General features: G+C 72.3%; 21 protein-coding genes and 1 pseudogene. 10 read left to right on the top strand and 12 right to left on the bottom strand.

What is annotated here, in order from left to right:
• The first annotated feature begins 122 nt into the window (after positions 1 to 122).
• Entirely contained in the window at positions 123 to 1,082 is a 960-nt protein-coding gene (locus tag ACZ573_RS09665; RefSeq protein WP_471301405.1) for an alpha/beta hydrolase family protein, read from the top strand.
• Between the two features lie 375 nt (positions 1,083 to 1,457).
• A complete protein-coding gene (locus ACZ573_RS09660) occupies positions 1,458 to 2,201 on the top strand; it encodes a hypothetical protein (protein ID WP_471301403.1) in 744 nt (247 codons plus the stop codon).
• A 234-nt stretch (positions 2,202 to 2,435) separates the two neighbouring features.
• Here the strand turns inward: ACZ573_RS09660 and ACZ573_RS09655 are convergent.
• A pseudogene (locus ACZ573_RS09655) lies at positions 2,436 to 2,558 on the bottom strand (SDR family oxidoreductase); the annotation flags it as partial.
• A gap of 379 nt (positions 2,559 to 2,937) precedes the next feature.
• On the opposite strand from ACZ573_RS09655, the gene ACZ573_RS09650 reads away from it, so the two are divergent.
• Both ACZ573_RS09650 and ACZ573_RS09645 read left to right on the top strand, forming a co-directional pair.
• The gene (locus ACZ573_RS09650) at positions 2,938 to 4,494 is read left to right on the top strand and encodes an alpha/beta fold hydrolase (RefSeq protein WP_471301401.1); all 1,557 of its coding nucleotides are present in this window, start codon (positions 2,938 to 2,940) and stop codon (positions 4,492 to 4,494) included.
• Between the two features lie 437 nt (positions 4,495 to 4,931).
• Positions 4,932 to 5,702, top strand: coding sequence for a 2OG-Fe dioxygenase family protein (locus tag ACZ573_RS09645; protein WP_471301400.1), 771 nt, complete (start codon positions 4,932 to 4,934; stop codon positions 5,700 to 5,702).
• A 148-nt stretch (positions 5,703 to 5,850) separates the two neighbouring features.
• Here the strand turns inward: ACZ573_RS09645 and ACZ573_RS09640 are convergent, their stop codons facing one another.
• The gene (locus tag ACZ573_RS09640) at positions 5,851 to 6,762 is read right to left on the bottom strand and encodes an ADP-ribosylglycohydrolase family protein (RefSeq protein ID WP_471301398.1); all 912 of its coding nucleotides are present in this window, start codon (positions 6,760 to 6,762) and stop codon (positions 5,851 to 5,853) included.
• Positions 6,763 to 6,852: 90 nt separating this feature from the next.
• Here ACZ573_RS09640 and ACZ573_RS09635 point away from each other — a divergent pair, with 90 nt between their 5' ends.
• The gene (locus ACZ573_RS09635) at positions 6,853 to 6,990 is read left to right on the top strand and encodes a hypothetical protein (RefSeq protein ID WP_471301395.1); all 138 of its coding nucleotides are present in this window, start codon (positions 6,853 to 6,855) and stop codon (positions 6,988 to 6,990) included.
• 169 nt (positions 6,991 to 7,159) lie between these two features.
• Here ACZ573_RS09635 and ACZ573_RS09630 read toward each other — a convergent pair whose 3' ends face one another.
• Together ACZ573_RS09630 and ACZ573_RS09625 are read right to left on the bottom strand one after the other, a co-directional pair.
• Positions 7,160 to 7,918 (bottom strand): hypothetical protein, encoded by a 759-nt coding sequence (locus ACZ573_RS09630; protein ID WP_471301393.1) that lies wholly within the window; start codon positions 7,916 to 7,918, stop codon positions 7,160 to 7,162.
• 182 nt (positions 7,919 to 8,100) lie between these two features.
• Positions 8,101 to 8,547, bottom strand: a complete 447-nt coding sequence (locus ACZ573_RS09625) for a GNAT family N-acetyltransferase (protein ID WP_471301391.1) — start codon at positions 8,545 to 8,547, stop codon at positions 8,101 to 8,103.
• Positions 8,548 to 9,151: 604 nt separating this feature from the next.
• On the opposite strand from ACZ573_RS09625, the gene ACZ573_RS09620 reads away from it, so the two are divergent.
• Positions 9,152 to 9,322: a chaplin gene (locus tag ACZ573_RS09620; RefSeq protein WP_351160278.1), complete on the top strand. Its 171-nt coding sequence runs from the start codon at positions 9,152 to 9,154 to the stop codon at positions 9,320 to 9,322.
• Positions 9,323 to 10,136: 814 nt separating this feature from the next.
• Complete coding sequence (locus ACZ573_RS09615; protein WP_471301388.1) at positions 10,137 to 10,988, top strand: aldo/keto reductase; 852 nt, start codon at positions 10,137 to 10,139, stop codon at positions 10,986 to 10,988.
• An 860-nt stretch (positions 10,989 to 11,848) separates the two neighbouring features.
• Here the strand turns inward: ACZ573_RS09615 and ACZ573_RS09610 are convergent.
• Positions 11,849 to 12,196, bottom strand: a complete 348-nt coding sequence (locus ACZ573_RS09610; protein WP_471301385.1) for a S24/S26 family peptidase — start codon at positions 12,194 to 12,196, stop codon at positions 11,849 to 11,851.
• Positions 12,197 to 12,349: 153 nt separating this feature from the next.
• On the opposite strand from ACZ573_RS09610, the gene ACZ573_RS09605 reads away from it, so the two are divergent.
• Complete coding sequence (locus ACZ573_RS09605) at positions 12,350 to 12,853, top strand: hypothetical protein (protein WP_471301383.1); 504 nt, start codon at positions 12,350 to 12,352, stop codon at positions 12,851 to 12,853.
• Between the two features lie 13 nt (positions 12,854 to 12,866).
• Here the strand turns inward: ACZ573_RS09605 and ACZ573_RS09600 are convergent, their stop codons facing one another.
• From ACZ573_RS09600 to ACZ573_RS09580, 5 genes are all read right to left on the bottom strand, one after another.
• Positions 12,867 to 13,295: a VOC family protein gene (locus tag ACZ573_RS09600; RefSeq protein ID WP_471301380.1), complete on the bottom strand. Its 429-nt coding sequence runs from the start codon at positions 13,293 to 13,295 to the stop codon at positions 12,867 to 12,869.
• A 22-nt stretch (positions 13,296 to 13,317) separates the two neighbouring features.
• Positions 13,318 to 14,970 (bottom strand): D-alanyl-D-alanine carboxypeptidase/D-alanyl-D-alanine endopeptidase, encoded by a 1,653-nt coding sequence (gene dacB, locus ACZ573_RS09595; protein WP_471301378.1) that lies wholly within the window; start codon positions 14,968 to 14,970, stop codon positions 13,318 to 13,320.
• Positions 14,971 to 15,056: 86 nt separating this feature from the next.
• Entirely contained in the window at positions 15,057 to 16,499 is a 1,443-nt protein-coding gene (locus ACZ573_RS09590; RefSeq protein ID WP_471301782.1) for a carotenoid oxygenase family protein, read from the bottom strand.
• 144 nt (positions 16,500 to 16,643) lie between these two features.
• The gene (locus ACZ573_RS09585; protein WP_471301375.1) at positions 16,644 to 17,021 is read right to left on the bottom strand and encodes a hypothetical protein; all 378 of its coding nucleotides are present in this window, start codon (positions 17,019 to 17,021) and stop codon (positions 16,644 to 16,646) included.
• 126 nt (positions 17,022 to 17,147) lie between these two features.
• Positions 17,148 to 18,221: an FUSC family protein gene (locus ACZ573_RS09580; protein ID WP_471301373.1), complete on the bottom strand. Its 1,074-nt coding sequence runs from the start codon at positions 18,219 to 18,221 to the stop codon at positions 17,148 to 17,150.
• Between the two features lie 173 nt (positions 18,222 to 18,394).
• On the opposite strand from ACZ573_RS09580, the gene ACZ573_RS09575 reads away from it, so the two are divergent.
• Together ACZ573_RS09575 and ACZ573_RS09570 are read left to right on the top strand one after the other, a co-directional pair.
• Positions 18,395 to 18,820: an Ig domain-containing protein gene (locus ACZ573_RS09575; RefSeq protein WP_471301370.1), complete on the top strand. Its 426-nt coding sequence runs from the start codon at positions 18,395 to 18,397 to the stop codon at positions 18,818 to 18,820.
• Between the two features lie 152 nt (positions 18,821 to 18,972).
• Entirely contained in the window at positions 18,973 to 19,590 is a 618-nt protein-coding gene (locus ACZ573_RS09570; protein ID WP_471301367.1) for a nucleoside/nucleotide kinase family protein, read from the top strand.
• A 48-nt stretch (positions 19,591 to 19,638) separates the two neighbouring features.
• On the opposite strand, the gene ACZ573_RS09565 is transcribed toward ACZ573_RS09570, so the two are convergent.
• Together ACZ573_RS09565 and ACZ573_RS09560 are read right to left on the bottom strand one after the other, a co-directional pair.
• Positions 19,639 to 20,244: a GOLPH3/VPS74 family protein gene (locus tag ACZ573_RS09565; RefSeq protein WP_471301364.1), complete on the bottom strand. Its 606-nt coding sequence runs from the start codon at positions 20,242 to 20,244 to the stop codon at positions 19,639 to 19,641.
• Between the two features lie 116 nt (positions 20,245 to 20,360).
• Entirely contained in the window at positions 20,361 to 20,504 is a 144-nt protein-coding gene (locus ACZ573_RS09560; RefSeq protein WP_471301362.1) for a hypothetical protein, read from the bottom strand.
• Positions 20,505 to 20,704 lie beyond the last annotated feature (200 nt).

Genomic DNA, 20,704 nt, shown 5'->3' with positions numbered 1-20,704 from the left:
ATACTAAATGGAGCAACGTTCCGTTTCAGCTTAGCCGAAACGGAACGCCCCTGACCGCCTTGTCCGCCCGCGGCTGCATCAGACCGGCGGGCGGCAGGCGCCACCGAAAGGGAATCCGCACCGTGAGCACAGCCACCACCGCCGACGCCTTGGGCACGGCCGTCCCGGTCCTGTCCTTCAGCCCCGTAGTCCTGTCCGTGCCCGGACGTCCCGTGGACCTCCAAGTGCGCGTCTCCGCACCCGCGACCGGAACCGGCCTCCCCGTCATCCTCCTCTCCCACGGCCACGGCCCCTCGAACAACCTCTCCTCACTCAACGGCTACGCGCCGCTCGCCAACTTCTGGGCGGCACACGGATTCGTCGTCGTCCAACCCACCCACCTCACCTCCAGCACACTGACCCACCTGGTCGCCGACGCCCCCGGCGCACCCGACTTCTGGCGCTCCCGCGCCGAGGACATGACCCACATCCTCGACCGGCTCGACGTAATCGAGAACGCCGTGCCGCAGCTCGCCGGACGGATCGACCACACCAAGATCGCCCTCGCGGGACACTCGCTCGGAGGTTTCACCGCCGCCCTCCTGCTGGGTGCCGGGCTCACCGACCCCCACACCGGGAACGTGGTGCACCTCGTCGAGCCCCGGATCAAGGCGGGCGTACTGCTCGCCGCGCCCGGCAGGGGCGGCGACGTGCTCAACGGGCCCATGGCCGAGCAGTGGCCGATCATCGGAGCCGTCGACTTCTCCACCATGACCGCGCCCGCGCTGGTCGTCGCCGGCGACAAGGACGACCCCCGGCACTTCACGGACATGGGGCCGGACTGGCACGCCGACCCCTACACCCTCGCCCCCGGCCCCAAGACCCTGCTCACCCTGTTCGACGCGGAGCACGGGCTCGGCGGGATCGCCGGATACGACGCCGCCGAGACCACCGACGAGAACCCCGAGCGAGTCGCCGCCCTTGCCCAGCTCACCGCGGCCTACCTGCACACCCGGCTCCACCCCGGCGCCTCCACCTGGCAGATCGCCTGCGAGGCACTGACGGCCGGACTCGACCCGATAGGACAAGTCGAATCCAAGTAGCCCCCACAGCCGCGTCCGGCATCGGACGGCCCGTCCGTCGTCGCTCGGCTCGCCGTGGAGGGGCAGCAGTCCCTCGCGCGCCACGAAGGCGCTGAAACCGGGGCCCGGGAGACGCAGGAAACCGGGCGGCGCGGCACTGAGGCGGCGCGGCAAAGAGGCGGCACGGCACTGAGACGGTGCGGCAAACACCCCCTGCCGCACCTCGGAAAGGGCGCACGGGGTCCAGCAGCTTGCCGTATCGACGTACTTGCCGCCATCTTCATATGGTCAGCGAGGTGATCCGAAGGAATCGGCCCGGCCGCATCGCACCGCGGCCCGCGGTCTCTCACGTACGGCATCTGGCCAGTCACCCGGCGTCAGATCTACCGTGAGGCAATGACGGCATACAGCCCGGGGATACCCGGCGGCGTGGAGCGGGGCGAGTCGGGGACGACGGACGTGGTGCTGCGGGCGGGCGGCGCCTCCTGGCTCACCGTGCCGCGCTCGCTGGGGAGCGCTGCGCTGACCGCGCTCGGTATGGGCTTTCTCGGGCTCGCCCTCGTCCTGCCGGTGGCGGTGATCGTGCTCTTCTCCGGCGCCGGCTGGGCCACGGTGGGGGTGGTGGCCCTCTGGATGGTGTCCGCAGCCGTCGCGGCGGGCTTCGCTGGCGCACTGGCCGTGGCTTGCTTCCGGGTGTACCGGATCAGGTTCTCCGCCGTCGGCGATCCCCCCGGGGTGTGCCTGGTGCGCGGCCTGGGGAGCGGTCCGTGGCGGCCGAGGCAGGAGCCGGACCGCCTGCGCCTGGAGCAGGAGATCGAGGAGCCGTACGCCGGGGACCCCCTCCCCGTCACCCGCGTGCTCACGCTGCGCCTGATCCGGGACGACTCCGACGTCTGCCGGGCCGTCCTCCCGCCGGACACCGACGCCCGACAGCTCCTCGCGGCTTTGGAGCAGGCCCTGGGGCCTGCCGTCCTGCTCGAACTCCACGTCAAGCGCACCACCCGCCCCGCGCCCCGGCGCCGCCCCGGCCCCGGGAACCGTGGCCGGGGCGGGCACTCCGGCCTCGGCATCAGCGGCGCCGGGGGCTACAGCTGCGGCGGCAGCAGCGGATGCGGCGGAGGCGGGGGCGGGGGCGGCTAGTGCTGTGACCGGGAAGGTTCACCGGGTCACGACGCCCGGCACGGCACCTCGCCGCGTTGTCGGACCGCGCAAGTACGTCCAGTACGAGCCGCGGTCCTCCGCCTTGCGATGCACCGCAACGGACGCCGCAACCCGGCAAACCTTCCCGGTCACAGCACTAGGCGTTCCCTCCAGCGTCTTGTGGAGTGCGCCGACGCCGAGTTCGGCGAGAGCGACGACGGTTACGGTCAAGTGGCGCCGCCAGGCGTCGCTTTCCAGGCGGGAGCCGGCCCTGGAGCCCATGCGGAGCATGCCGCCGTCGACGGCCCACGAGGCGCCGGCGACGTAGGAGGCGTCGCGGCCCGCGAGGAACGCCAGGGGGGAGGTGTCGCCCGCGTCGTGGGCGGGACGGCAGGTGATGGCGGTCGCGCAGGAGGTCCGCCCTGCCCGGATCAACCAACGTCCTACTTGAGGGGGAGCGGACCACCAGGGCGCGGGCGGTGTCCGCCCGGCGCGCCGAGCCGGTCGTAGGACCCCGCGTACCAGCGGTGATCACGTCTGTGTCAGGCCGGAGCCGTGGTCGCGCCCGAAACAAGGAGCGGAGCATTCGGGAGCTGGATTTCCGCCAACTGTCCGGATATGGCGTGGTACGGGAGAGGGACCAGGGACGGCTCTTCCTGGGGATTCGCTGCTGGCTTCCGGTGCAACACAGTGGTCACACCAGCGATTTCACCGGAAGAAAGATGGCACGCCTCCCATGAAACGCCTCGCACCACTGCTCGCCACGGTCGGACTCGTCGCGACTTCCGTGCCCCTGCTGACGGCCCCCCAGGCAGCTGCCGCCCAGACCCCCGGCTACATGCGCCAGCAGCCGGACTGGCACCGCTGCAGCCCCGAGCAGCCGGCGACGTACGAGTGCGCGACCCTCAAGGTGCCGCTTGACTACCAGCATCCCGAGGGCCGCACGCTCGACCTCGCGATATCCCGGATCAAGACCGAAAACCCGGGCAAGCGGCGGGGGGTCCTGCTCTTCAACCCTGGTGGCCCCGGCGCCTCGGGGCTGTTCCGGCCGGTGGGCCTCAACGGGAGGATGCCCAAGGACGTACGGGACCAGTACGACCTCATCGGCTTCGACCCGCGCGGGGTCGGCAAGAGCAGCCCGATCTCCTGCGGCGGGCTCAGCGCGGCCGAGCGGGGCACCGGTGGCGCGTACCGGCCCGAGACCTTCCCCTCGGACGTGGCCTGGGCGCGAAGCGTCGCCGACAAGTGCCGGGAGAAGTCCGGCGACGTCATCCCCTACATCACCACCCGCAACACGGCCCGCGACCTGGACGTCATCCGTGCGGCGCTCGGCGAGCGGAAGATCTCGTACCTGAGTTACTCGTACGGAACCTACCTCGGCGCGGTGTACTCCCAGATGTTCCCGCAGCGCACCGACCGCTTCGTGCTGGACAGCGGGGTGGATCCGCAGCGCGTCTGGCGCGGCATGATCCAGGTGTGGGCCACCGAAGCGGAGCCCGCCTTCGCGAGGTGGACACGGTGGGCCGCCGAGCGCTCGGACCGATACGGGCTCGGCACCACGCCCGAAGAGGTGTCCGCCACCTTCTGGGGCCTGGTGGCCCGGGCCGACAGGGACCCGATCGTCCACGACGGGGAGAAGATCACGGGTGACTACTTCAGGGCAGACCCCTCGCTGTTCTTCTCCCCGTACGGAGCCTCGGCCGTCATCAAGTACCTCAAATCCCTGGCCGAGAACGGGCCCAGGCCGGCGGAGGGCGACACACCGGATCTGAAGCAACTGCTCGCCGGGTCCCGGTCCCCCGGGGCGAACGCCTCCGAGCCGAACGCCGCGGGGCCGGGCGCGGCGGCCGCCGACTCCGATGGCGAAGGCATGGCCGTCTACTGGTCCGTCGTGTGCGGGGACACGGACGCCTGGCCGCGCGACCCCGATCAGTACGCGCGGGACGCGGCGAGGGACAAGGCGAAGTATCCGCTGTACGGGGACTTCGCGTCGAACATCAAGCCGTGCGCCTTCTGGCAGCGGCCGGTTGAGCCCGCGACGCCCATGAAGACCCGGGCCGACGTGCTGACCGTGCAGAACGAGTGGGACTCCCAGACCCCGCTGGCCAGCGGCCAGGGCCTGCACAAGGCGCTCAAGGGCTCACGGATGGTGCTGGCGCTGGGCGGCGAGAAGCACGGTGTGTACCTCTCCGAACCGGCTTCCTGCGCCGACGCCACGGTCAACAAGTACCTTGCCACGGGCCGGCTGCCCGCCGCGGACGTGACCTGCCAGGATCCGCCGCCGTTCCCGTAGGGGGCCGAAAGGCACGGAGCCGACGGCCCGGCCCCGGCCAGGTGGAGGTCGCCCACGGCCGATCGGATGACGGTGGTCTTCCCGGCCGTTATCAGCCTCGGCCGACTCGCTCACCGATACGGAGCTGAGGAAGGCCTTCGTGAAGGGTGATCTCCTGGTCGGGTTCGCAGATCGGATTTGCTTCCTCCGGCGACCCGTAGGACGCTCAGCAGCCGGACAGCCCGTAGCCGCGGCGGTGCGACGAGCCCGCCGCACGGGTTGTGGCCTTGTATCGCAGGGCCCCCGTCGAGCCCGGGGCGTGACGGGGGAGGGCGTGGGTGAGACCGGCACGGGCCGCCGGCACCATGGGCCCTCGTGGTGACCTGTGGGAGGAACATGTGGAAAAGGCTGAACCCCAGCGGCGATCGCACCCTGATGCAGGAGGTCCGGGTGAGGGCATGGGCGGTCTGCGCGAGCGCGGATTCGTCCGCTACGGCGCTGAGCAACTCGGTATCACCCCGGCCGGCTCCGCTGCGGGGGACCTGGCCAGGATCCGGGAGGTCTTCGAGGCTCTGCCGCCTGACCCGTACGCTCCGGGAACGAACAGGTTCCGCCGGTACTCCCACGCCGTGTACCTGCCGTGGAAGGACGAACTGTCCTGGATTCCCGGAACCCCAGACCCCGTACACGGTACGGTCACCGACTTCTCCCAGGGCGAGGACGACCCCGAGTACCCGCGCACGCGGCGCGTGCTCCCCGACATCCCCGAGGCGCTGCGCGGCAACGCTCTGCTGTTGCGACTCCTGCGCTGGGACATCGAGCACGTCCTGTCCCTGAAGGATCTGGGGAGACGGCCGCTGTGGGCCGGTGTCCACCTGATCAGGCTCGGCGTCGACCGTCCCGGCCAGGAGGCCGTTTCCTCCCCGAACTGCTTGCACCAGGACGGAGGTTCCGCCAGCACGTTCACGTTCGCCCACCTGATCAGCCGCACCAACGTCAGCGGCGGGCGGAACGTCATCGCCACACCGGGCAGCGCGGGCCTGCAGCCCGAGGACCCGTGGGCGGACATCCACGCCGACTTCACCCTCACCGACCCATTGGATGGTTACGCCGTCCACGACCATAGAGTCAGCCACTACGTCGGCCCGGTCCGCACGGGCCCCGAGCCAGGGCCGGGCGAACGGTCCATCCTCATCATCGGCCTCGCCCCGTACGTCCCCCAGCTGTGACACCGGCACCACCACCCCCGGCCCGCCGAACACGCCAGCGTGCGGTGCTTCGGCCCTGGCCTCGCCGACGTTCGGCCAGTGCGATCCCACGATGAACGACCCCTCGACCTGCGCAGGCGGTCGGTTGATCGATCCCTGATACCACTTCTTACTCCGACATGGCCGGGGGCAGCGGTTCACGGGCTGCGTGCCAGGCGGGCGGAAGGGTGGCGACGCCCGTGCGAGCGGCGATCACCCCGCCCACGATGGCGCACGTCGTGTCGATGTCGCCGCGCCCGGCGACGGTGAACCACAGGCCCTCGTGCAGGTCGTCGAGGTGTCCCGCCGCGCACCAGAGGGCGTAGGGCACGGTGTCGGGCCCGGACATCCGGTAGCCGGAGCCGAGGACCTCCGCGGCATGCCGGACCGAGGTGTGCTCCGGCATCCGGGCCGCGATCCGCACCCCGGACCGGACGTCGCCGACGGGTAGCCGTTCGGCGACGGCCCGGAGGAAGTCCGCCCGCGCCGGGGCGGCCCCGCCCCGGCTGCGCGTGGCCAGCGCCGCGGCCACGGCGACCGCCACCGCCCCGGAGACGGCCTCCGGGTGGTGGTGTGAGACCGCGCTCTGGCCGGCGGCCTGCTCGGCGACGGTTTCGAGGTCGGCGGCGTGCCAGGCGCCGAGTGGGGCGACGCGCATGGCCGCGCCGTTTCCCCAGGAGCCCTGGCCGCCGAACTGTCCAGCGACCACTTCCCGCCAGGGCTCGCCCGCGCCGATCCGGCGGAGCACGTCGTGCATCGAGGCTCCGTAGCCTCGGTGCGTGTCGTCGGCGTAGGCCTCGGCGAGGCGCAGGGCGAGGCGGTCCTGGTCGACGGTGCCGCCGCCCTCGGCGAGTTCCCGGACCAGGACGAGCGCCTGGGCGGTGTCGTCGCTCCACCGCCACCGCGGCTCCGGGGGCAAGATCCGCGCCTCCAGGGCGGCCGGGCCTTCGCGGCGCAGGATGCCGAACCAGCGGTCACCGAAAGCGTCCCCGAAGGCGAGCCCGGACAACGAGTCCAGCGCAGCGGTAGGCAAGTTGATCATCGGAGCAGTATGGCAAGGAGACTGTGCCCCCGGCACTGCGATTTCGGTGCGGCCATCCTTCCGACGCCGCCCGTGCCTTGCTGTGTATCCATGGGCCGACAAGACCTCCTCAAGTGGGGCCTCCGCGACGAGGACCAGTTGGCATCATCCCTGGTGATGCACGTGAAGGCCTGGGTCGGCGGCTGCCTCGTCGCGGCCGTCGCCGAAGCCGTCGAGACCACCGGCTAACGGGAGGACGGCGGCAGCGCGGCACGGGCCTGGTACGCCGAGAGGCCCAGCGGGGCCCTCGTGGGGGAGCGCCAGCACTGGCAGCAGGCGGCGATCGCCACTCCGCCCGAAACGGCTGTGAACGGCAGGTGCGAGGACGTGGACGCGCCCGCGGGCTGACCTGAGCCCGTCAGCGTGTGGCTGCGTTGCGCAGTGCGAGGGTGGTGCGGGCGGCGCCCGCGAGGTCGGTTGACCGGAGGCGGACGCCGACGAGGTTGACGGCATCGCTCCACGCGCAGAGTGTCTGGTCGCCGTCGGGGCCGGCCACGAGGCCGCAGCTGAGGCCGCCGCCGTGCTTGCCCGCGTCGAAGGGGGTCACGTCGCGGGCCTTGCTGGCGGTGAAGAAGCCGCGGAGCTCCTGCGCGATCGATTTGGCCGCCTTGTTCTCGGCGATCTTGGGGTCCCAGTCGGCGCTGTTGACCAGGACGAAGAGGTCGTAGGACCCGTCGGCGTCCTGGTCGTAGTAGCCGGTCCGCATGCTGTGCGGGAGTGTCCGGCCGGCCAGCACTTCGGTCTCGGCGCGTTTGGCGTCCTCGCCCGTCAGGAGGCGGAAGCGGTCGAAGATCTCCGGGAGGACGATGACGAGGGACTCCTCGGTGCCGTCCGCGGCGAGCGCCTCGATGGCGCGGGGTTCGGGATGGTAGGAGGCGGCGGCCTTCACGCTCGCGGTGGCGGCGATGAACACGGTCACGCCCGCGATGAACCAGGTCCGCTTCCTCTTCCCCCGCATGGCTTGTGCCGGATCACCGTCTGGCGGGGTGGACTGCGCACGCCAGGAGCGGGTCAGCCACCAGAGTGCGCCGATGGCTATGGCGGCGGCGGACATGACTCCGATGACCTCGCCGACGGCGAAAGCCTGCGAGGTGGGGTCTATGGAAGCGACGATCATGCCCGGCATCGTACGTGCGACCGAAACTCCCTGAACTGCAATTACGTGACGGGCGACGCTCCATCCCGGCCCGTGCCGGAATGGAGCGCGCGGGACAGGGCCCGGCCCCCGACCACGGGACGCAGTACGGCCGGGGCCGCCCCGCACCGGACGGACCGGCGTGTTGCGCCCCGGCCTGCGGGTCAGGTCAGGCGCAGGTCGATCCAGGGCACGGTGTCACTTTCGCGCAGCAGATAGCGTTCGGCCTCGACGAAGCCGTGCCGCTCGGCGAAGCGTAGCCCGTCCGGGTTGGAGGCCAGCACCACGGTCTCGATGATCTGAGCGTCCAACGCGCGGGCCTGGCCCAGGGCGCGCTCGTAGAGGCGGGTGCCGAGGCCGTGGCAGCGGTACTCGGGCAGGACGCGGGCGATGACCGTGGCGGTGGCGCCGTTGGCGCCGTTGGGCGGGCGCACGGTGGTGCAGCCGACCAGGACGTCGCCGAGGTAGGCGACTTCCATGCGGTTGCGGCCGGGGCGGGCACGGACGTCGTCGAGGGACAGCACGTCGCCGGGGATGATCAGGTTGTGGACGTACTGCCAGTCGTGGATCGAGGTGTCGTCGTCCACCGCTTGGATGCGCAGGTCGGTCATCGGCTCAGCAAACCGGTGCGCGCCGTGGCGGGTCAACCACGATTGCTGGGTGGGGGAGGGTCAGGGCCGTGAGTGGCCGAGCAGGGGGCTGCGCTTCGGCGCACGGCTGACCCAGCAACATCCGGGGCAGATGGCGGGACCGTCACGCAGCACGGTCCAGCACGGTCCAGCGCGCCGGGCCCGGAACCGGCGCACCCTTCCGCGAGATCCTGCGCACGTACGTCGCCTCCGGTGACGGTACCGAGGCCAGACGGGTTCCCCGGCCGAGTGCAGCCAGATCAGGGCCTGTTTCCAGCGCGTGCGGCGTCGAAGCCTGCAGCGACACTTGGCCGTGCCACTCGGCCGGAGCATGAAGTGACGTTTGGCCGGTGACGGACGAGCTCGGTCCTGGTGGACGCGGCACCCGAACGGGTCGACCACCGTGTCCATGTACCCCGTGGAGGAGTTGGAGAGGACGAGCGCCCAGCGTGGGCCCGCTTGCCCGGCCCACGGCCGACGCCCGCTTTCGCGCTCCATTTCGACGCACATCCTGAAGGAGACCCCAGTGAAGAAGACCACGGCCGTCATCACCGCTACCGGCGCCATCCTCCTCGGCGCGGCGGGCATGGCCTCCGCCGACGCCGGCGCCCAGGGCGCGGCCATCGGCTCGCCGGGTGTTCTGTCCGGGAACCTCCTCCAGGTCCCGGTCCACGTTCCCGTCAACGTCTGTGGCAACACCGTCAACGTCATCGCTCTGCTCAACCCGTCGTTCGGCAACACCTGCGTCAACGCCTGATCCGGCCCCAGCAGCGCACCAGGGAGCCTTGCCGGTTTCCCCGTGTGACACGTGAGCGCGGCCCCGGCTTCCTCCCCGGTCGGCCGCGCTCACGCGCGTTCCCCCCGCTTTGCGGCCCTGCCGGCGTGGACGCATGCCATGGATCCGATCCCGGCCGCAGAACGCTCCACCGGCGCCGAGCGCCGGGCAGCGTGCCGGGTACGCCAGAAGGCGGTCCAGGAGCGCTCGCGACCCGGCGGCTGCCCGGCCAGCCCGCCCCGGGCCGGTCGGGGCTCTTTCACGGAGGGGGAGGGATTGCCTGGCGGCCGTTCTCCCGGTCCATCACCGCCTGCGGGGAGTGGTCGGAGTTCGAGCGGATCGTCCTTCACGAGGACTCCTTAATGCTGAAACTCTCGCCGAGGGGAAGCCTCTCTCCCAACCGTTACGGAAGGCGATGCGGTGTGACCGGTCGAGGGATGGGCGTGGGAGCGGGCGCCGCGTATCGCCCGGGGCGGCGGCGCCGCGGTCGTGCTGACGCTGCTGACCGCCCTCGTGGAGGCGGTGGAGGTGGCAGCCGCCCTACACCGCGCGCAGGAGTTCGGGCTCAGGCGCAAGCCGCCTCGCAGGCGGTCGTGCTGCCGCGGGAAGCGGCCGGCCTGACCGGCACCCCGATTCCGGGGACGGGCCCGAAGCCGTACCGGTCGGGTGACGCGCACCGCGGGCCGTGGCCTGGGGGCCGGCGGACCCGTTCACCGGTGTACCGACCCGCCCGCCTCCCGGGCAGAGTCCGCCTGACCGGCCGGGTCCCGCCCGCACAGCGAAGGACATTGCGCTCATGCAGACCGTCACCCTCAACAACGGCGCCCGGATGCCAATCCTCGGCTTCGGCGTCTACCAGATCCCCGCCGAGGACACCGAGCGCGCCGTCTCAGAGGCGCTGGCCGCCGGCTACCGCCTGCTGGACACCGCTGCCGCCTACCGCAACGAAGAAGCCGTCGGCCGCGCCGTCAAGTCCAGCGGCATCCCGCGCGAAGAACTGTTCGTCACCACCAAACTGTGGGTCCAGGACGCCCCCGCCGAGGACAACACCCGCCGCGCGTTCGGGACATCGCTGGCCAAGCTGGGCCTGGACCACCTCGACCTGTACCTGATGCACCAGCCCTTCGGCGATGTCTACGGCCAGTGGCGCGCCATGGAGGCGCTCAACCGCGAAGGCGCGGCCAAGGCGATCGGTGTCGCCAACTTCTACCCCGACCGGCTGATCGACCTGATCCTCAACAACGAGATCACCCCGGCCGTCAACCAGATCGAGACCCACCCCTTCTTCCAGCGCGCCGGCTACCAGGACCTCATGCGCGAGCACGGGGTGCAGATCCAGTCCTGGGGCGGCTTCGCCGAAGGCAGGAACGACCTGTTCACCAACCCGCTGCTCGCCGAGATCGGCAAGGAATACGGCAAGTCGGTCGCGCAGGTCGTGCTGCGCTGGCTGACCCAGCGCGGCGTCGTCGCCATCCCCAAGTCCGTGCGCGCCGAGCGCATGGCCGAGAACATCGACGTCTTCGACTTCAAGCTCACCGACGAGCAGATGGGCCGGATCGCCACCCTCGACACGGGCAGCTCCGTGTTCTTCGACCACCACGACCCCGAGATGGTCACCTGGCTCGCGGGGCACCGCGTGGACAGCTGAGCCGCACCGGACGCCGCCCCTCGCCGGCCGCGGGTGCCCCGAAGCAAACGCCCGGGGTACCCGCCCGGCCGCCCGGGCTCCACCCCGTCCACCTCCCCGCCGCCGACGGGCAGCGCCTGTTCGACGCCCGCGCCCGGGGCGCCGCCGACCGCGACCTGTGGGCGGTCGTCGCCGAGGGGCTGCAGGTCGGAGGCTTTGGGCGGCGGGCCGTGGTGTGGGGTTGCGTGGTCACGGGATGCCCCGGCGTCGGCGGTCCGAGGGTGGGCGGCCGGCGCCGGGGCGTTCGCCATGCCGGTGTGCGGTTACCGGGGGCCGGGGCGTGGCCGTGGTGGGGCCGGTCGCGGCCGGGCTTTCCGTGACCCGGCTTACCGTGGGCCGGCTTTCCGTGGCTTGGGCGGTTGTGGTGCGGGGGCTTGGGCTGCTGCTTCCTGTCGACGGTGGTGGTTGCGGTGGCGATGCTGGTGCCGGCGGCGCCGCCGCCGCTGACGGTGGCGGCGTTGGTGACCTGCTTCGGCGCGTTGGGGGCGATCTGGACGGTGAGGTTGAGGGGCGGGTAGCTGGCGCCGGGGGCGAGGATGCCGCTGCGGGTGCAGGACAGCGGGGTGAGGCCGGAGAAGCTGACCCGGCGGAACCGTTGTTGTTCTCGATGCTGTCGGGGTACCCCACGACGGTCACGTTGTGATCGTATGAGGTGATGGGCGTGAAAGTCGGTGCCCTGTGACGTTCTCTATCTGGCCTCTGGCGTTCGGTGCGACCACGATGAAGGCGAAGTCCATGTCGGACAGCGGACCTCTGGTGGCTTGCCGGCGAAGAACTCCTGCACCCAGCGGAAGTTGCCCGTCACGGTGCGGCCGAGCCCCCTACGCCGCACGCGTCTTGTCCGCGGCGCCCACGCGGGGGACACCGTCGACCGCCGTACCGATGCCGAAGACGCGGTCGTAGCCGGTCCAGCCGTTCACCCGGCCCCGGTTGTTGCTGATCTGCACCCGCTTCCTCGCCGGGTCCACGGCCGACACCGGGTGCAGGTACACCGTCCCGGCGACACGGGCGAGGACGATGTCCCCGGGCTTCAGCTTCGACGGGTCGGCCGGAGCGACCACCGCCCGCTGACGGCTGCGTATCAACGGGACCATCGAGGAGCCGGTCGGCCGGAACTCCACGGTGGCTCCGCCGGCGACCCTGCCGGCCACTGCGTCCAATGCACCCATCCGTGGATGCTCGCAGGTCCGGCCGCGGGACCCCATCGATTTACGACCGCGCGCATACGGCGGCCTCCCGGTGTGCCTGCGGTGTGCCTGCGGCGGTCCGTCCCCGGCGGGCGGTATGGATGGTGGGTCGGGGACGAGAGCGGGGAGCGGCGCGTGGCGGCGATGGTCGGACTGTTCTGGGTCACTCCGGACGCGGTGTACGTGGGGTCACCGCCGAACGCCCTCGGGATCGGCGTCCGGCTGACCGCCGAGGGCCTGGAAGCCTCGGACCCCGACAACCCCCGGACGTGGACATGGGCGGGGCTGCGTTCCGCCGTGGTCGAGGACGTACCCGGGCACAACCCCGTGGGCCGTGCGACGAAGGCCCTCGGCGCGATGATCTCGGCCGCGATCGGAGCGGACTACCTCGGCGAGGGGCCGCCCGAGATGACGCTGCGCCTGGAGACGGAGGAGGGTACGCACGAGGTCACCGTCCACGCGGCGGTGGCAGGCTACCCCGCCGAAGAGGCACGGCTCTCCCAGGACCTGCTCGACCGCTTCGTGGCCGCAACCGCGGACCCGGGGGCCGTCGAGGCGTGGGGCCGGGAGCACGCCGTGGAAGGCACGCCCGAGCCGCGTGCGCGGGAAGCCCTGCTGCACACCTGGGCGCAGCGGTAGCCGGTCCGCCCGCTCAGTCGATGCAGAACTCGTTGCCCTCGATGTCCAGCATCGGGATGCACGCATCATTGCCGTCGTACAGCGTGCGCACGTGTACCGCGCCGAGCGGGACCAGCCGTGCGCATTCGGCCTCGAGCGCGGCGAGGCGCTCTTCCCCCACGAGTCCGGTGCCCACCCGCACGTCGAGGTGCAGCCGGTTCTTGGCGGCCTTCCCTTCAGGGACGCGCTGGAAGTACAGCCGCGGACCCACGCCCGAGGGATCGGTGCAGGCGAACCAGGCGTCCTGCTCCTCAGGTGGCAGCGAGCGCTTGAAATCGTCCCAGGTGGCGAACCCTTCCGGGGGCGGCGGGACGACATACCCCAACACCTCGCACCAGAAACGGGCGAGGCGCTCGGGTTCCGCGCAGTCGAAGGTGACTTGGAACTTCCTGATCGACGGCATCGGTCCAGCATAGGGGCGTGATCTAGGACGACTCCTGGAGGTAGGCGGCGATCATCGCGAGGTCGTTGGCGATGGCCAGCACCTCGGTGGGATCGGCGCTCGGTGTGGAGGCGCCGTTGACACCCGCGTAGAAGGTGTCGAAGCGGCCGCCGCCCCTGTCGAGGTAGCCCGCGATGGTGATGGCGCCGACGGCCAGCCGGTCGTTGAGGGCGTCACCGCCGACGGCCGCGCCGGTCTTGGCGAACACCTTCCCCCGGGCCGGACAGTCGCGGCAGTTCTCGGCCAGCAGACCGTCGACCCCGAGGATGGGCAGGGCCTCCCGGAACAGCCGCGCGTCCGGGGTCCGTTGCCAGTACGCCAGCATCTGTACCAGCACCTGCGGCGTGGCCCGGTCGGCGGGGTTGCCGCCCCGGCCGTCCATCAGCTGCGCCTGCTCGCGGTCGACGCCGGCCTGGTCGAGGAAGTCGGCGAGCACCGGGAAGCCGGCGGGGCACTGATCGCTCTTCGCGGTGACGGCGAGGAGGCAGATGCCGAGGTTGGCGCCCAGGTTGTGGCTGACCTTGAGGATCAGCTTGGCGTACTGGGCGTAGGGCGGGGAGGTGTACGCGGCCACCCGCGGCCGTCCGTCGTAGTCGCGCGGCAGCCGCCCCACCGGGTTGGCGCCCGACGGGTCGGCCGTGACGTGCACCCCGGCACGTTCGAGCGCCTCGATCAGCGCGACCCGTCCGAAGGCGGCCGGGTCGCCGATCGGGGAGGTGCGCAGCAGCGGTTCGGAGCCTGCCGCGATCGTTCCGGTCAGGCGGATCCGGGTGCCGCCGTCCGTGGCCGTCACCGTGACAGCGGTCGGTTTCCCGGCCGCCACGGTCTTCACCGCCGAAGTGACCTGGTAGGGCGCGACCTTGGGCCGCCAGTCCAGCCGGGCGTCCGCGCCGGGCCGGTCCCCGGGGGTGGTCATGAGGTCGATCAGGTTGTCGTTGATGATCAGGGGCGTCGGCGTGGGGACGAGCTCCGGGTCGGGGAGGAACAGCCGGCTGTCCACGATCACATCGCCGTCGACACGGGTGATGCCGGAGGCGCGCACCTGCCGGGCGAGCAGGTCGATCCCGGCGAGCGGGTTCTCCTGGGTGAGGGTCGCCCCGGGGAAGTCGTTGGCGTAGGTGTGGTCGAGGTCGGTGTACGCGACCGTGCCGTCGGGGCGCGTACGCCCGCCCATGGTGAGGTCGCCCTGGGCGACGAGGTCGAGGTCGCCGGTCAGCGTGGCGCCGTCGCGCTCGCCGACCGCGTAGAGCGGGGTCACGAAGCGGTGGTCGGCGCCCAGGGTGTGCCACGGGCCCGAGACGCTGATCAGCTTGGCCGTGGACCCGGGGATGAAGAACTGCTCGGGGAAGAGGCTGTGCACCACGCGGCCGTTGTCCGGTTCGGTCTGCAGGAGGCCCCACTGAGCATTGCGGTAGCCCGGCTTGCGCATGATCTCCCTGATGCGCGGGTCGAGGCCGGCGAGCCCCGTGTCGCCGGTCGCGGACGGCGTGGTCGTGGTCGTGGTCGGGGAGGGGGACGGGGTCGGGGTCGGGTCCGCTCCGGTCGCGGTACCCGAGGCGAGGGCCACGAACAGCAGGGCGGCGCAGGCGGCGGCCGTACCGCGCCGCAGTGGTGCGGGGTGGATCGGTCTGCTCACAGCGCGCTCCGTTCGTCGCGGCTGTCTCCTCCCGAGGCCAGGAACCAGCGTGGCACGGCCGCGCCGGGCGGGCGCGCCGGGCGGATTCACTCCTCGGTCGGCAGCCAGCAGCCGTGCAGGCCGAGCGGCACGCGCACGGGGATACGGGCGCGGGCCACCGGGCCCGAGGCGGGATCCTCCGCCGGGATGACCAGGAACCAGCTCGATCCGTCCGTGCGGTCCGTGGCGAAGGTCAGCCAGTGGCCACCCTCCTCGGAGCCGGTCCCGGAGCCGGTCCGGGACCCGGAACCCGGCTCGGGGGCGAAGACCGGCTCGCCGACGGAGAGGTCCCCGGCCGACCAGACGCGGGAAGTGCCCCTCTCGTTGTCGTACCAGCGCACGGCGTCGTACTCGCCCGGCAGCAGGTCCGTCCGCCCGGTGTCGGTGGCCAGCGCGGTGTACCGGTGGCGCCGGCCGATGCGCCGGTCGTCGACCCGCGGGAACTCCACCCGGGCGTCGTCCAGCGGGGTACGGACCATGCTGCCGGCGGCCGGGTCGATGTGTGCGCGTACCAGGCCACAGCTGACCGGTTCGGTGTCCTCCTCCGGGCCGCCGACGGTGAGCCTGCTCCACTGCACGTAGTCGAGGACCACCGGGGCGTCCGCGCCCGGGCCGTCGTCGTACGCGTTCACGGTGTGCCACGTCCAGAAGGCCTCGTCCGCCGCCCAGCGCACCGGTCCGCCGTCGCGCGGGATCAGAGCCACCCGGGTGCCGCGCTCGGGGCGCCAGGCCAGGAAGGAGCCGCCCGTCATGGCCGCGGCGAGGTCGAAGAAGGCCGGGGCGAGGACGAGGACGGCGTAGCGGCCGGTCAGGGCCATGTCGTGGATCATCATCGGCTCGTCCACCCCGTCCACGGAGGTGGGCCCGCGGCTGACCGCGCCGTGGCGGTCGATGACGGACCAGGTCAGGTAGGGCGGCTCCAGGCCGTAGCAGAAGACGACCATCTCGCCCGTGACCGGGTCGATCTTCGGGTGGGCCGTGATGCCGGCAGGCAGGGCGCCGCCGAAGCCCTCGCGGCCGAGCGTCGACAGTCCGGCGTCGACCCGGAACGGACAGGCCGATTCGGCGAGGGCCAGCAGTCGGCCGGCGTGCCGGACCACATTGATGTCGGGCATGTCCCGGAAGGTGCCGGCGAGCTCCGGTCCCACCTGGTCGGCGTCCGGCATGATCATCGATTCGACGCCGCCCCACAGGGCCCGGCCGGCCCGTTCCTCGGCCAGCAGCGCGGGGGTGCGTACGAAGCGGTTGCGGTAGCGGGCCCGCCCACCGGAGATCCACACGCCGTGCAGCATGCCGTCGCCGTCGATCGGGTACAGGTAGGAGCCGATCGGCGTGAACCGCGGATTGGGGCCGTTGCGCACGTACAGGCCGTCCAGGGTGTCCGGCAGCTCGCCCGTGACCTCCAGGTCCGCGACGTCGACCTCCTCGGAGACGGGCGCGAAGGACCCCAGCAGGTGGGGGACGCGGGCGGGGTCGAAGCGGGGTGGCACGTACGTGTTCACGGGACCTCCCGGGTGCGCGGTCCTGCGTGGGCGCGCTGGTAGGGCACCTTCCAGTGAAACGCGCGCCGGGTGAGGGTGCCAGACGGCCCCGGACGGCCCCGGACGGCCCCGGATCGCCCCGGTCGGCCGGCCTCAGGCGGAGACGAAGAGTTCCTCGTGCACGCCGTCGAGGACGAACCCGTTGTCGAAGCGGACCCGGACCGTCACGCGGAGCTTCTGCTCCTGGAAGGCGGTCCACGCCGGCTCCAGGGAGGCGACCTTCTCCTCGAGCTGCTTCCTGCTCCCCTCCGGCATCTGATGGCCGAAGGAGTCGAGGAGCGACTTCAGCCGCTCGTACTCGCGGACGTCCTCGCCGCTCTGCGGCTGGTGCTCGTCCACCCGCTCGACGGTGCCCCCGGCGCCCGAGGCCAGGGCCAGGAACCCGGCGACGGGCTCGCCCGCCGCCGTCACCGAACCGGTCAGCGTGAGGTCCGCGGCCAGCTTCACCCGGAGGCCTTCGTTCAACGTCATCGATCCTTCATCTCCCCGGTCGGTGCCCGAGCCTATCGGTGCCGGCCACCGGTCCAGGCGGCCGCCCCGAGCCGCGGCGGCCGACCCGCGCGGGGTTGCCCCGCGCGGGGTTGCCCCGGACTGTCCTCAGGGGCGGGAGGACACGTGGTCGGCGACGGCCTCGTGGGTCAGGTGGAGGGCCGCCCGCAGGACGGCGTCGTGCCGGGTGGGGTGGGCCGCGCGGTGGGCGAGGTCCAGGCCGCGGGCCCGTTCGAGGTCCGCGGCGCAGTCCTCGCCGCGCAGGGCGGTGTCCAGCGCGCGGGCGGTGGCCCGCACCAGCGGGGCGAGGTCGCGCAGGGCGGTGTCCGGCCCGGGAGGCCGAGCGGGGCCGTCGGTGCGGGCGCGCTCCCGGACTTCCTGGGTGAAGTACTGGAGGGTGAGGGCACTTCGGGCGGCGAGCAGCAGCCGCTCCCCGAGCCCAACCGGCGGGCGGCTCGGCGTACGCGGGTACAGCCGCTGGAGCCGGGCCCGCCGGGCGGCCCGGTCGTAGGACGCGAGGCTGTTGCGGGGGCGCAGCCACAGTTCCGCCTCCTCGGGGCGCTCCGGTGCGGCGGGTGCTCCGCCGCCGCCGAGCCGGGCGGCGACCGTGCCGAGGAGAGCGCCGAGTTCGCTCCGGTACGCGTCGAGGCCTTCCGCGGCCGACCGGTAGGGGTCCGGTGGCCACAGCAGGGGTCCGAGCAGGACGACGGTGGCGATGCCGACCGTGCTCTCCACCAGGCGGGCCAGGGCATAGCCGGGGAGGGCGGTCGCGTAGATCACCAGTGCGGTGATCAGGACCTGCTGGTTGGGGGCGCCGTCCTGGTACATCAGGTACATGCCCGCGCAGCCGCAGGCCAGTACGGCGAGGAAGGACACCGAGGCCGCCGCCGAAACCGAGGTCACGGAGGAGGCCGGGGGCGGCGGCAGCCAGTGCAGTACGAGCGTGGTCAGCGCCACGCCCACGACGACTCCGGCGAGCCGGTTCCACCCGAGGCGCGGGGCGGCGTACACGTCCTCGCGGAGGATCAGTACGGCGGGCAGGGCGGCGGGCACCGGGACCGTGCTCGTGCCCCACCAGAGGCAGAGGAACCAGGGCACGGCGGCGCACAGGGCCAGGCGGGTGGCGGACCGCAGTCGTGAGCGGGGCGGGGGGTGGTGCGGAACGGCGACCGTACCGGGCATAGCGGACATCGTAGGCGTGTGCGGCCGACCGCGGCGCCATCGACGGGACGGCCGGGCCCGCTTATGATTCCGACGCGCCACGCACCTCGAACATGCATACCCACAACGGGCGATGGCGGTCTCCGGGACCCTTACCGGGACGCCGTCCTCGCCCGACGAGTTCGGAGGTTCCGTTGAGCACATCCATACGCACGCCGCGCACCTCGCGCAGACTGGCGGCGCTGGCCGTCGGCCTGACCGCTGTCCTGGCAGCGTCGGTCGGTCCGTCCTTCGCCGCGCCGCACAGCTCGACCGGCCCGGCGGTGACGCGTACAGCCGCCGCTGCGCCGTCCGTGGTCAACCCGGGCAACCAGGTGTCCCTCCAGTACGACTCCGCGTACTTACCGATGACCGCCACCGGCGGCAAGGCCCCCTACACCTGGTCCGCGGTGAACCTGCCCACCGGTGCCACGATCAACGCCTCGACCGGCCTGATCTCGGGCCTCCTGCGCGGCAGCGGCATCCGTACCGTCACCGTCACCGCCAGGGATGCCGCGGGTGCCACGGCCTCCACGACCTTCACCTGGCGCGTGATCCGCGACGCCTGTCCGCGCTGCTGACCGCCGCCCGGTGCCCCCGCCCGCCACCGCGGCCGGGGGCGCCGGGCCGCACCCCTGAGGGGGTGTCTTGCCGATCAGGCCGGGCTCGCGGGGTCCGGCAGCCTGATCGGCAAGACCCTCGGCAAGACACCCCCCTAGGGCAGGATGTGCGGATGAGCACGACGGAACCGGTAGTGAGGGCGCGGGCGCTGGCCACCCAGGGCGAGCGGCGCGTCCTGGGCATCGCCGGGCCCCCGGGGGCCGGCAAGTCGACACTGGCCGCCCGCCTCGCGGACGCGCTCGGGCCCGAGCGGGCCGTCGTGGTTCCGATGGACGGGTTCCACCTCGCCCAGGCCGAACTGGCCCGGCTGGGCCGCGCCGACCGCAAGGGCGCCCCGGACACCTTCGACGCCGCCGGCTACGTCGCCCTGCTGCGCCGGCTGCGCGCACCCCACGGACCCGCGGTGTACGCGCCCGCCTTCGACCGCGCCCTGGAGGAGCCCATCGCGGGCAGCATCCCGGTGCCCCCGGACGTACCGCTGGTGATCACCGAGGGGAACTACCTGCTGCACGACGCGGGGGAGTGGGCCTCGGTACGCCCCCTGCTGGACGAGGCCTGGTACCTCGCCCCGGCCGAGGACCTGCGCCTGGAGCGGCTGATCGACCGTCATGTGCGGCACGGCAAGGACCCCGCGTACGCGCGCGAGTGGGTGACCGGCTCGGACGAACGCAACGCACGACTCGTCGCCCTGGGCCGCCACCGCGCCGACCTCGTCCTCGACGCCGGCTGACCCCGCGCGGCGGGTCCGGGACTCACCGGGCGGCAGCGGCCACGCGGCTCACGGGACGCGCCAGACGTTGGCGAACGCCGCGTTCTCGATGGACCGCCGCTGGCGCACGGCCTCCAGTTCCATCACGGCGTCGCCGACGACGGCCAGTACGGTCGTCACCGCCTCGTCGTCCAGGCCGGGCTCGTCCTCGGACCGCGCGTCACGGATGCCCACGGCCGCGGCAAGGGAGGCGAGCACGGGCTCGTCCGCCTCCCAGCGGCTCAGGGCCTGGCGGTGAGCGGGCGTATCGGCCACTTCCAGGCGATCGGATCCGAACGGCAGCAGACCGCGGCGTCCCCGTGTCAGCTGACCGGCTTCCTCGAGGGCGGCCTGGTAGGAGGCGGAGAGATCCCGGCCGCGGCGCCACAGCCAGTCCTCGACCCGCTCGTACGGCGTCTGGCGGGTCAGCGCCGACGAGGCCTCGGCCAGGAGCGCGTCGTCCAGCACGGGCTGTCCGCCCGGCACGATGCGGTCGCCGTCCAGAACGGCGGCCTGTGCGTCGAGGAGATCGATCAGCTCGGCGCCGGCGAGGGCGAGCGACAGGTCACCCTGGCCGACCGAATGGTCCGGCTGCGGGTCCATGGCGATGATGAACAGGTCTTTGGCCGTGCTCATGAACGGCTCCCCTCGGAGTCATCGGAAGTCGGATCCCGCTGATCACCTTCCATGGTCGCACCAACGCCCACCACCGTTGCGGGGTTCCCGCACATCGCCCGGACGGACGACACGACTTACTGCGGGGCGTCGTCCAGCAGGGCCTGGCCGGCGTAACCGCCCGGCCGGACGCCGCCGGGGACGACGAACAAGGACGAGGCCTCGTGGGCCAGGTAGCGGCCGAGGGCGTCGCCGCGGGCGCCGGATGCCTCGGCGGGCACCGTCGACCACCGGATCGACGGTGCCGACCCACAGCTGGTTCAGTTCGGAGACGTAGCCGCCGCGGGTGTCCTGGGGGACGACCAGGCGGGGGCCGGCCGAATCCTCGAACGCCGGTGGATTCCTCCGGAAGGGAACGCGGAGCCCGCTCCACCCCTCTTGCCTGGTGCGCTACCCGCTGGTAGCGCTCCGGACCCGAGCG

Source organism: Streptomyces sp. NPDC040545 (assembly GCF_055595065.1).
The sequence above is the reverse complement of the archived record's forward strand: the minus strand, read 5'-3'. Positions and strand labels throughout refer to the sequence as shown.